The organism is Neorhizobium vignae, assembly GCF_000732195.1.
GTDB lineage: Bacteria > Pseudomonadota > Alphaproteobacteria > Rhizobiales > Rhizobiaceae > Neorhizobium > Neorhizobium vignae.
In genome coordinates, this window is sequence record NZ_JNNU01000014.1 from 1 (window position 1) to 11,966 (window position 11,966).

Sequence of the window (11,966 nt, forward strand, 5' to 3'; positions counted from 1 at the left end):
GCGACCACCGGCATCATCTACGCCTCCAGCGAACTTACCAAGCAGCTCGTAGGTTCGTTCATCCGTGATGCCGACGGCAATGTCACGGTCAAGTCCATCAATGTCGTCCTCGACGAAACCAACGTCCTGTTCGACTTGAGCGGTGGCCGCGGCGGTCTTCTCGACGCCAACGCACTCAACGGTTTCCGCGCCATCAAGTACGACGACGGCACGACGAACCAGAAGGAATACTTCGGCAAGATCAACACGTCGGCGTATTATGCGACCAACTCCGTCTGGAAGGACATCGGCGGCGGCGTGTTCATGCGCGGCGACACCAATGGCGTCTACTCTTCGGGCTCCAACGGCACCTACATGATCAAGGTTGGCGGCGCTTACATCGACGCAATCTACACGACCAAGGGCTATGACTTCTCGGCCGGCGCGACTGCGACGGGCGGCATCAAGTACTCTTCGGACATCTCGGTCTCCGACCTCGACATCACCAGGCTCGAAGACTATCGCGACTCCAGCGGTGTCAGCTACCTCGGCCTCGGCACCAGGGCCAGCGATGAAGATATCATGGCGGCATTGACCTCGTTCGTCGACGGTCAGCTGGAAGCGATGAACAGCGGGGCGGCCAAGCTCGGCGCCGTTGCGAAGCGGCTCGAGATGCAGTCCGACTTCGTCTCCAAGCTCACCGACTCGATCGACAAGGGTGTCGGCCGACTGGTGGATGCGGACATGAACGAAGAGTCGACCAGGCTCAAGGCACTGCAGACCCAGCAGCAGCTGGCGATCCAGTCGCTCTCGATTGCCAACTCCGACTCGCAGAACATCCTGTCGCTCTTCCGTTAACAAGACGCGCCATTCCGCACAAAGAAGCCGCGCCCTTTTGGGGCGCGGCTTTTTTTATGTCCCGGTAGTTTTTGTTAACTTTCCTAAATTCCATTTAACCTTTGTTAACCATTTCCACCTTAACTGAGCTCATCGAAACGATGGGTTAACCAAGACGAAGAAAAGGTTAACAGGCATCAGGCCAAGCCAACGTTCACCGGTGTAATCCCGGAAATGTCCCTTCCATCTAGCCAATCAAGGGGCAAACCAACATGACCAGCATTCTTACCAATATCGCAGCTATGGCTGCTCTCCAGACTCTGCGTAACATCGACAGCCAGATGCAGACCACCCAGGACCGGGTTTCCTCCGGCCTGCGCGTCGGCACCGCTTCCGACAACGCCGCCTACTGGTCGATCGCGACCACCATGCGTTCCGACAACGGCGCTCTCTCGGCGGTTCAGGACGCTCTCGGCCTCGGCGCCGCCAAGGTTGATACCGCCTATTCCGCAATGGAAAGCGTTGTCGACGTCGTAAAGGAAATCAAGAACAAGCTCGTTACCGCCTCGGAAGCCGGCGTCGACAAGGCGAAGATCCAGGCAGAAATCTCGCAGCTGCAGGATCAGTTGAAGAGCATCACGTCTTCTGCTTCGTTCTCCGGTGAAAACTGGCTGCAGGCCGAAGTCGGCGGCGCCTCCAACCCCACCACGGGCGTGATCTACGCGGCCAGCCCGGTCGTCAAGCAGGTTGTAAGCTCCTTCATCCGTGATCCCGATGGCAACGTTGCCGTCAAATCGGTGGATGTCATTCTGAACGAAACGAACGTCCTGTTCGACTTGAGCGGCGGTCACGGCGGTCTGCTCGACGGCAATTCCTACAATGGCTTCCGGGCGATCAACTATGATGATGGCACGACAAACCACAAGGATTACTTCGGCAAGATCAACACTGCCGCGTTCTATGCTACGGACGCGCTCTGGAAGGATGTCGGCGGCGGCGTCTACATGAAGGGCGACACCAACGGCATCTATACGTCCGGCACCGGCGGCACCTATCTCATCAAGGTCGGCGGCGCCTACATCGACGCCGTTTACACCACCAAGGGATACGACTTCTCGGCCGGTGCAACGGCAACGGCCGGCATCAAGTACGCCGCCAACATCTCCATCTCCGAACTGGACATCACCAAGCTCGATGACTATCGCAATTCGAACGGTGTCAGCTATCTCGGGATGGGGACCAAGGCCAACGACGCCGATCTCATGGCCGCCCTCAACTCGTTCGTCGATGGTCAGCTCGAAAAGCTCATCAGCGCGACGGCAAAACTCGGGTCGATCAACAAGCGCATCGACATGCAGGAAGCTTTCGTCTCCAAGCTGACCGACTCCATCGACAGCGGCATCGGCCGACTGGTGGATGCCGACATGAGCGAAGAGTCGACCAGGCTCAAGGCCCTGCAGACCCAGCAGCAACTCGCGATCCAGTCGCTCTCGATCGCCAATACCAGTTCCGAGAATATTCTGTCGCTCTTCCGTCAGTAAGCGGCGCTCTAGGCTAGGAGCGGTTTCGTCCTGCTCTGCTGGCGTGATAGCAAATATTCCGGAAAGAAGACCGCGTCTCGAAAGAGGCGCGGTTTTTCGCGTTTGGCGCGTGGCTTGCGCGAAACCTGCACGGTTGTCGGATAGGCCGTTAAGACTTCATTAACTTCTTGCCAATCCTCAGCCGGGTTTGATAACTGTCGATTTAACGATTTGTTAAGAACGACAGACCGCCCGCATCTGTGATGCTGAGTGGCGGTACGCATGATGCCTCTCGTCGTTTCCGGTGAAGTACTCCGGATTTCCAGACCATTTGACCGAGGCACGGCCGATGACCAGCATCCTGACCAATCCCGCCGCTATGGCTGCCCTGCAGACGTTGCGCTCGATCGACCGCAACATGGAAATCACTCAGGCGCGGGTTTCCTCGGGCATGCGGGTTCAGACGGCCGCGGACAATGCAGCCTACTGGTCGATCGCAACCACGATGCGCTCCGACAATCATGCGCTCTCGACCATCCAGGACGCGCTTGGCCTCGGCGCCGCCAAGGTGGACACCGCCTACACGGCGATGGAAAGTGCGATCGACACTGTCGTCGAAATCAAATCCAAGATCGTTGCGGCTTACGGCGTCGGCTCCAATCGCGGCAAGATTCAGGAAGAAATCGCCCAGCTCCAGGAACAGCTGAAGAGCATCTCGGACTCGGCGACCTTCTCCGGCGAGAACTGGCTTCAGGACTATATCAGCGACGGCGGTACCAACGCTCAGGAAAAGCCGGTCGTCAAACAGGTGGTTGCGTCGTTCACCCGCACGGCCTCCGGCGAGGTCGCGGTCAAGACCGTCGACTATACGCTTGATTCCAAGACTGTCCTTTTCGACCTCAACGGCGGCAATCTCGGCATCTTGGACTCGTCCGTGAAGTTCGTTGCCGAGAGCGAAGTCGCCGTGGACATGACAACTTCCAACGGCACGATGGGTTCAACGAACGCGTCCTACGCGGTTTCGGTTCTCGCCGAAAGCCAATTGATGGCGCTGGGACCGGATACGAATACAGCCGACACGAGCATCTACGCAGTCGGCGGCAATTTTTATCTGAAGGTCGGGGAAGGTAAGTGGGCGCAGGTGACGACGACCGATCCGGCTACGGCACCGGCGGTAACGACCCCTGCTCACGACGACGGCACGACCAAATATTATTTCGTCGTGACCGCCGCGAACAACCTGAACAATCGAAAACTTGGGATATCGGTCACCACGGTCGACATCAACAAGCTGAACGACCTCGCCTTAAAGATGAACACGATGGTCCCAGGCTCGGCGCCGAACACTGACGCGGTGCTTGATATGATGGAGCGTTTCCTCGACAAACAGCTTCTGGCGATGACGAGTGCCGCTTCGAGCCTGGGCTCGATCCAGAAGCGCATCGATCTGCAGGAAAGCTTCGTCGCCTCCCTGACTGACGTGATCGACAAGGGTGTCGGCCGACTGGTCGATGCGGACATGAACGAGGAGTCGACACGGTTGAAGGCGTTGCAGACCCAGCAGCAGCTCGGCATCCAGTCGCTCCAGATCGCCAACACCAACGCCGAAAACATCCTGCAGTTGTTCCGGCAGGGTTAAGACTGCGCGGCGCCGGTCACCCGGCCGCCGCCTGATGCTCGGTCGAACCTGTCCGCGAGGTTCGATGCAATGCGGTATCTTCATCCTCGCGCAAGTTTAACTTCCTACCGTTCCGCTAAGGTCCGGCGAAGTGTCTTGTGTCGCCGAGGACAAACGAATGGCAACCTTGTCGGGATGATACGATGATTGCAGCGGTGACGATTTGCGCTTTCGGGAGGCTCATGACGAGCCTCGAACGAAAGGCGACGGCAGGGCAGGGGGACGCTCGATGAGTGCTTCGCTCGCCCGCTACCTGAAGGATTTCAGCGAGCCGCAGGCCCCACCGTTGCCCTTGCTGGCCGATGGTTTCGGGGATGGCTTCGAAGACGATCCGGCATTTCCCACGGTCGTTGAGGAGCCTGTCGATATCGAAGCCGAACGCGCCGAGGCCTATGCGAAAGGCCATGAGGCTGCGTCCGGGGAGCTTCAACAGCGTTTTGATGAGGAGCGGCAGGCGCTTCTGACCGCGCATGCCGAAGAGATGGCGGCGCTGCGCGAAAAATATGAAACCGAGGCGGCTGCGATGATCGCGACCGGACTTCAGGGCATTGCCGGATTGACGGCCCAGGCGGTCAGCGATCAGACGGCAAGGATCCTGTCGCCTCTTCTCGACGAAGCGCTCGTCGCCAAGGCGATATCCGACATGGCGGATATCATCCGCAGCGCAATACTCGAAGGCGACGTCGGCACCTTGACCGTCCGCGGTCCGCTGCATCTGTTCGAAAAACTGAAAACTGCGCTTGGAGAGCCCACCCTACTCCTGCGCCATATCGAAGCGCCTGACCTCGATATTGCGGTCGACATCGGCGAGAGCGCCCTTGTGACCCGGATGTCCGCATGGCTGGCGAGTCTGAAGAAGGTATTGGGATGAGCGAAGGCGAAAACCATCACCACGGCAAGAACGAGGTCGTCATCGTCAAGCGACATGGCGGCGGACACGACGACGGCGCCCATGGCGGCGCCTGGAAGATCGCCTATGCCGACTTCATGACCGCGATGATGGCGTTCTTCCTCGTCATGTGGCTGGTCAACGCCGCCAACGAGGAGACGAAAGCCTCGATGGCGAGTTATTTCAACCCGATCAAGCTTTCCGACGAGACACCGGCCTCGAAGGGATTGGAAAAGCCGGTCGATGCGGCCGAGGGCCAGGAAAACGGCGAGAAGTCGAAGGTCAAAGCCGAGGGCAACGTCCAGGGCTCTGCGGCGGCGACCGGAGAGGACATGACCTCGACGTCAGGCGACGAACCGAATTATTCCGAGGCGGACTTCTTCGAAAACCCCTATTCCGTTCTTGCCGAGATCGCTCAGCAAGTGGGCCAGCAGGCAAATGTCAGCGCCAAGGGCGAGGGCGGTGCCAGCGATTCAGGCCCCGCGACCGGCGCCGACGGCGGCCAGGCCTACCGTGACCCCTTCGATCCGGACTTCTGGACCAAGCAGATGCAGATGTCGCGCGCCGAAGGGCCCGAGCAGGCTGTGAAAACCACCGCGAGTGACGATCCGCTTGCCCAGATGGGGCAGGCGCCGCAATACCAGCAGGCGCCGAAATCCACTGAAGCCAACACGCAACTGCAGCAGACCCAAATGGCTGTTGCCATTCCCATCCCGCGTCCCGACCCGACGCAGATGGATAAGCCGCAGACGGCCTCGGGCGCTCAGGCGGCGAAGCCCGCCAACCTCAACGGACAAAAGCCGGAAGACGGTGCGAAAGCGGAAGAGCAGGCCGAGCTGAAGGCCGCCGACGAATTGAAGAAGGAAATCCAGCAGCAGATTTCCGGTATCGCCGGAAAACTCGCGGAAGGTCTCGTCGTGACGCCTGCGGAAGGCGGTCTGCTGGTGTCGATCTCCGACCAGGCGGATGATCCGATGTTCAACATCGGTTCGGCCGTGCCGCGCCGCGAAATGGTGCTGGCGATGGAGAAGATCGGCCAGATCCTCAAGGATCGAAAGGGCAGCATCGTCCTGCGAGGACATACGGACGGTCGTCAGTTCAAGGGTACCGAGAACGACAACTGGCGCCTTTCCATGTCCCGTGCTCACAGCGCCTATTACATGCTGGTGCATGGCGGCCTGGCGGAAGATCGCATCAAGCAGGTTTCCGGCTTCGCCGACAGGCGCCTCCAGGTGCCGGCCGATCCGCTTGCAGCCGCAAACCGGCGTATCGAAATCCTGCTCGAGGCGGACGAGGGATAGTGATGGCTGTGGGCATAAAGTCCTTGGTTGCGGTTGGCCTCGTTTTCGGGGTCGCATTCGCGCCTGCGGCATCGGCTCAGGATCGTACGGACCTTGCGCCCTATGCGATGCTTCGGTCCCTGCAATTCGTGCAGGATTCCGTCGTGCTCGGCGATCATTCGGCCGCGGAAATGCAGCGCTTCATGCTGGGGACGATCGACCAGCGCCTGCGGACGGCGCCCCCGTCTATCTTCGAAGATCCACGCAATGTCGACGCGGCGCTGATCTACGCCATGAGCGGCGGCAATCCCGCTACGCTCGAATATCTCGCCTCGCGCGACGTCGCGGGCAATTTCGATAACCGCGTTGCCGACGGGCTGAGAAAATACCTCGGCGGCCGCGGAACGTTGATCGAAAAAAGCCTCAGCGAAATGGCCAAGGAATATCGGGACGAGAAGATCGGGCCCTACCTTTCGCTCGTCAGCGGAAACGTGATGGTCGCCAAAGATCCGAAGGGTGCCCTGGTTTTTTATGATTGGGCACGCTTGACTGCGCCCGGCACGATCATCGAGGAAGCCGCGCTGCGTCGATCGGTGGCGATCACCGTCGATGCCAATATGGTGGCGCCGGCGCTCTCCTATTCGCGGAAATACGCGCGGCGCTTCATCCATTCGCCCTACGCCAGCCAGTTCGCGGATTTCTTCGTGCAGTTGGCTGTCGGCCATTTCGGTGAGATCACGGAGGAAGATATCGACGGAGCGCTGGAATTCATGGACGCCGACCGGCGCCGTGAGATTTTCCTGCGCATCGCGCGTTCGGCTGCGATCGCCGGCAAGAACGATCTCGCGCGTCTCGCCTCCGCAAAGGCCGAAGCGCTTGCCAAAAGTCCCACGCCCGAGGCCCTCGCGAAGCTTTATGGCGGGTTTGCCAATATCCCGACGAAGGACATCGGGCAGGCCATTCAGGCGATTGCCGACGTTCCCGAGGAGACGCTGTCGCCACGCGACCGTGCTTTGCGGCAGGCCGCAAAAGTGGTGGCGGAGCAAGTCGTTAGCCGGCCTACGGTCGACAGCCTCGCACAAGATAAAGCTATCAAAGTGACCAATACAGAAGACGCGAAATCTCCAGTCGCGTTGCCCAGGAATGAGATCGCTGGGCCTGCCTCCGCCACGGAACGTCCGATGGCCGGCACCGCTGCCAAATTCGATCCGGCCTTCCAGACATTCGTCGATAGCGGTCGTTCGAAATTGAGTGCTATCGACGAAATGCTGAAGGAGGAGAACGCTTCCAAATGATTACTGACATTCTTGGTGGTGGTAAGACTGGCGCAGCCGACGCGGCTTCGTCTACGAAGCAGGGCGCTGCCGGTCGCAAAGGTGCGGACGGTTCAGCTGGCGGCTTCTCCGACGCTCTTTCCGGTTTTGACCGCGATGCGCCTTCGACCAATGCCGGCGACATGCCGGATGACGACGCCCGCGCGTCTTCCGCGGAAGAACGCATGGCTGGCGACGTCAACCAGGGCAAGCCCAAGCCGATCATCGACATCAAACCGCAATCCCTCCGCCGCCCGGTCGAGGGCGCGGACGAACCCGCCGGCGCCCTGAAGCAGGCGCCGGTGAACGAGCCCAAAGAAAAGCAGATGACCCCCGCCGAAAGGAAGCTTCGCGAAGCCCTGGAGGCCGCGAAAGCGCTCACGCGGAAGTCGGACGAGGTTCAGGGCAAGCGCGCCGCCAGATCCGAGAAGGACGCAGGGGCCGAGGCCGAGGGCGGCGAAGATCTCGACGTTTCCATGCTGGTCGCGGACGATGCCAAGATCACCGACATGCTTTCGCTTTTGACGAACGGTGAGGCGACCGGCGCTATCAATGCGATGGTCTCGAAGAATGCCTCCGGGCAGCAGAACAAGCGGGCCAAGGGTCAGGATGACGACGGGCGCGAAGTCGATGCCCTCGGTCTGAAGGATGCCAAGCACCCAGGTGCCGGTGGCGCCGAAGGGGACCCGCTTTCGACGCCGGTGGAGGCGGATCGGGGCGCTCCCGGCACGCGTGTCTTCCGTTTCAGCAATGCGCGTAACGATCAGCATGTCGATATGGCCGTCAGTGGCCGGGGCGAACGCGGCACGGCGGAATTCAGATCGCCGTCGGGCGGTGCCGCCGAAAACATCACCGTGCTCGACGCCCGCCGCTTCCTCGGGCTCGCACCGAATTCGAACGGCGCCAATCTCACGGCGATGCTGTCGGGAGATGCCGATTGGGCGGGCGCCATGAGCCCGAGTTCGGCGCTTTCCAATGCCGCGGCGCAGAGCAGCACGGGCACAGTGGTGAATACGCTGAAGCTGCAGTTGAACCCACACGATCTCGGCGCGGTGACGGCCACGCTGCGGCTTCACGGCGAAGAACTCAATGTTCATCTGACCGTCGAGACGCGAGCGGCCTATCGCCAGCTAAGCGAAGACAGCGGCGGCATTCTGGATGCGCTGCGTGCCCAGGGCTTCGCAGTCGACCAGGTGACCATCAGCATCGCGCCGACGGCGGATTCCGATGGGACCAGCAGCCAGCAGGGGCAGCCCGGCCAGGGCGGCCAGCAGGCCATGGCCGAGGGCGGGCGTCAGGGCCAGGCTGCCGGCCGCGGCCAGCAGCAGAATGGGGAGCGCCAGGCCGCAGATCAGGGAACGAGGAACGCAAATGACGCGGCATCCGACAATGTGGCTGGTACCGCTCCTGGTGGCGCTCGTCCTGGTCAGCTCTACCTCTGACGCCGACGCCGGATCGCTCTTCAGTTCCGGAGGTTGGGGAGGTCAGCAGGGCGCTGCTGCCCCCGCCACGCCTCCCAAGAGGGCTCCAGCGACACCGCGCACACCTGTCAGAGCGCCCGCCTACAGCGCGCCGAACCCCAGTGCGCCTTTGAGTTCCGGCGTCTGTGAACGGGAAATACAGGCTGCTGCGGCGAAATACGGCGTACCGGAAGGCATCCTCTATTCGGTAGGTCTCACCGAGACCGGCCGCAAGGGAAGCCTCAGTGCCTATGCCATGAATGTCGAGGGAAAGGCCTATTTCCCCCCCTCGCAGCAGGCGGCGATGACGACCTTTTACGACGCCAAACGACAGGGCAGGAAGCTCATCGATATCGGCTGCATGCAGATCAATCACCATTTCCACGGTGAAAATTTCTCTTCGCCGGAGGAGATGTTCGAGCCGAAACGCAATGTGGAATACGCCGCAAAGTTCCTCCGGAACCTGCACGACAAACACGAGACCTGGACGATGGCGGTGGCACGATACCACGCGGGACCGAACAACAATCCCGCTCAGAAGCAATATGTCTGCCGGGTGATCAGCAATCTCGTCGCCACAGGCTACGGAGAGTGGACCTCCAACGCTTCCCGGTTCTGCACCAGCTAGGCAATCTCTGGTTGAATCGCCGAAATAAAGAATCGCAAAATTGCAGTGATTTGCGTTTATGGCAAAAATGGCCATGCAAGTCTTCTTTTACGATGCGTTAATTTTTCCACCGGAAATTTGTGTTCGAATTTGGTGCACCCACTACATCTAGTGCAAATCGGGGTGCAGTTATTAATCAACTATTAATTTGTTTGGTTAACTTCACACAGCTTGTGTCGGATTCCGCCGATTCGTACCCATAGACATATTGAAACACCACAAGTGATTCGGAGGCGGACGAATGATCGTAGTGGTTGATGAGCGTGAGCTCGTGAAAGACGGTTACACATCTCTTTTTGGACGTGAAGGAATTCCTTCCCAGGGGTTCGATCCAAAAGAATTCGGCGAATGGGTGAGTACGGCGGCTGACTCGGATATTGCCGCGGTCGAAGCCTTCCTGATCGGCCAGGGCGAGCGTACGCTCGAACTGCCGCGGGCCATCCGGGACCGGTCCATGGCACCGGTGATCGCAGTCAGCGATCAGCCATCCCTGGAGGCGACCCTCGCCTTCTTCGACAGCGGCGTGGACGACGTGGTGCGCAAGCCCATCCATCCCCGCGAGATCCTGGCGCGTGCCGCTGCGATCCGTCGCCGGCTGAAGGCGATCTCGAACTTCACCGACATCGGTTCGATCCGGGTATTCTCCGACGGTCGCGACCCGGAAATCGACGGCGACGTCTTCGCGTTGCCGCGCCGCGAGCGCCGCATCCTCGAATACCTGGTCTCCAATCGCGGTCGTCGCGTTTCCAAGACCCAGATCTTCAACGCGATCTACGGCATCTTCGACGAGGAAGTCGAAGAGAACGTCGTCGAAAGCCACATCAGCAAGCTGCGCAAGAAGTTGCGCAAGAAGCTCGGCTTCGATCCGGTCGATTCCAAGCGTTTCCTTGGTTATTGCATCGACTGGAACTGATTTTTTTCAGAGGGCCTTGCCGCATATTTTCGGCGGGGAACGTAAGCAGACAGCTTCACGCAAGGCCCACCACTTACTCTCTCCATCAGACAAAACGGAGATTTCCTATGAGTATTTTCGGCACGATGAAAACGGCCGTCTCGGGCATGAACGCTCAGGCAAACCGTCTCGGCACCGTTGGCGATAACATCGCGAATTCGAGCACCGTCGGTTACAAGCGTTCTTCCACGGCGTTCTCCACGCTGGTTCTGCCCTCGACTCAAGGGTCGTATTCTTCCGGCGGTGTCGAAACCAACGTCCGCTACAGCATCGCGGAACAGGGTGGCATTCAGTACACCACGTCGTCGACGGACCTTGCCATCCAGGGCGAAGGCTTCTTCATCGTCAGCGATCCGAACGGTACTCCTTACCTGACCCGCGCCGGTGCCTTCGTGAAGGACGCGACGGGCTTCCTCAAGAACACCGCTGGTTTCAACCTGATGGGTTATCCCTACGGCACGAACCCCCCGGCTGCCGTCGTCAACGGTTTCAACGGCCTCGAGGAAATCAACATCAACGACTTCGGCATGGTGTCCTCGCCGTCGACCGCAGGCAGCTTCCCGGCCAACCTGGACAAGGGAGCGGCTATCGTTCCGCTTGCTAACCGTCCGGGTGCTAACGCGGCAACTGCTGTCATCACCAACAAGAGCTCGTTGACCGCTTACGACCACGCCGGTGCCAAGGTGCTCTATGATTTCTACTACACCAAGACGGGCGCCGGTCCCGATACCTGGGAAGTCTCGGTTTATCGCCAGGATCAATCTACCAACGGTGGTTTCCCTTATACTGCAACGGCGCCCAAGGTCCTTGTGCAGCAGACGGTGACCCTGGAATTCGACCCGAACACCAACAAGCTAAAGACGACGGCTCCGGCCTCTCCGAACTCGATCACCTTCGTCGATCCGAACGACGGCGCCACCCCTGCACAGTCGATCAAGATCGACCTCTCGGATATGACGCAGTTCGCAGCGGCCTTCACCCCTGGCAAGGGCATCATCGACGGCAACGCGCCGAGCCCGATCACCGACGTCGAAATCGGTGGCGACGGCCTGGTCACGGCGGTCTATCAGGATGGCGGTCGCCGCCCGATCTATCAGGTTGCGCTCGCAACGGTTCCAAGCATCGACAAGCTGCTTCCGCAGAACGGCAACGCCTACCTGCCGACCAACGACTCGGGCGTCGTCACCATCGGCTTCCCGCAAGCTGGCGCCTTCGGCCAGATCTACTCCGGCGCGCTTGAAAGCTCCAACGTCGATATCGCCAGCGAACTGACGGAAATGATCGAATCGCAGCGTGTCTATACCGCGAACTCGAAGGTCTTCCAGACCGGTTCCGACCTGATGGACGTCCTGATCAATCTGAAGAGATAATCGGACCGACGATCGAGAGAA

10 protein-coding genes are annotated in these 11,966 nt (G+C 59.9%); all 10 read left to right on the forward strand.

The annotated features are described in order from the left end of the window. On the forward strand, positions 1 to 837 hold an 837-nt coding region (locus GQ59_RS22200), incomplete at its 5' end, for a flagellin (protein ID WP_037085182.1). A 251-nt stretch (positions 838 to 1,088) separates the two neighbouring features. Then, positions 1,089 to 2,357, forward strand: a complete 1,269-nt coding sequence (locus GQ59_RS22205; protein ID WP_037085185.1) for a flagellin N-terminal helical domain-containing protein — start codon at positions 1,089 to 1,091, stop codon at positions 2,355 to 2,357. 328 nt (positions 2,358 to 2,685) lie between these two features. Then, positions 2,686 to 3,975, forward strand: coding sequence for a flagellin N-terminal helical domain-containing protein (locus GQ59_RS22210; protein WP_037085186.1), 1,290 nt, complete (start codon positions 2,686 to 2,688; stop codon positions 3,973 to 3,975). A gap of 268 nt (positions 3,976 to 4,243) precedes the next feature. Next, positions 4,244 to 4,885, forward strand: coding sequence for a hypothetical protein (locus GQ59_RS22215; protein ID WP_037085188.1), 642 nt, complete (start codon positions 4,244 to 4,246; stop codon positions 4,883 to 4,885). Beyond that, the gene (locus tag GQ59_RS22220; protein ID WP_037085191.1) at positions 4,882 to 6,204 is read left to right on the forward strand and encodes a MotB family protein; all 1,323 of its coding nucleotides are present in this window, start codon (positions 4,882 to 4,884) and stop codon (positions 6,202 to 6,204) included. The genes GQ59_RS22215 and GQ59_RS22220 overlap by 4 nt, the downstream gene beginning before the upstream one ends. Positions 6,205 to 6,206: 2 nt before the next feature. Beyond that, positions 6,207 to 7,478 carry a chemotaxis protein MotC gene (gene motC, locus GQ59_RS22225; protein ID WP_037085193.1) on the forward strand — a complete coding sequence of 424 codons (1,272 nt, stop codon included), beginning with the start codon at positions 6,207 to 6,209 and terminating at the stop codon, positions 7,476 to 7,478. Then, entirely contained in the window at positions 7,475 to 8,938 is a 1,464-nt protein-coding gene (gene fliK, locus GQ59_RS30710; RefSeq protein WP_051904139.1) for a flagellar hook-length control protein FliK, read from the forward strand. Before motC ends, fliK begins: the two co-directional genes overlap by 4 nt. Positions 8,939 to 9,086: 148 nt before the next feature. Then, positions 9,087 to 9,584 (forward strand): transglycosylase SLT domain-containing protein, encoded by a 498-nt coding sequence (locus GQ59_RS22235; RefSeq protein WP_037085196.1) that lies wholly within the window; start codon positions 9,087 to 9,089, stop codon positions 9,582 to 9,584. A gap of 280 nt (positions 9,585 to 9,864) precedes the next feature. Continuing rightward, positions 9,865 to 10,536, forward strand: coding sequence for a transcriptional activator Rem (gene rem, locus GQ59_RS22240; RefSeq protein ID WP_037085198.1), 672 nt, complete (start codon positions 9,865 to 9,867; stop codon positions 10,534 to 10,536). A gap of 107 nt (positions 10,537 to 10,643) precedes the next feature. Next, positions 10,644 to 11,945 (forward strand): flagellar hook protein FlgE, encoded by a 1,302-nt coding sequence (locus tag GQ59_RS22245; RefSeq protein ID WP_037085201.1) that lies wholly within the window; start codon positions 10,644 to 10,646, stop codon positions 11,943 to 11,945. Positions 11,946 to 11,966: the final 21 nt, after the last annotated feature.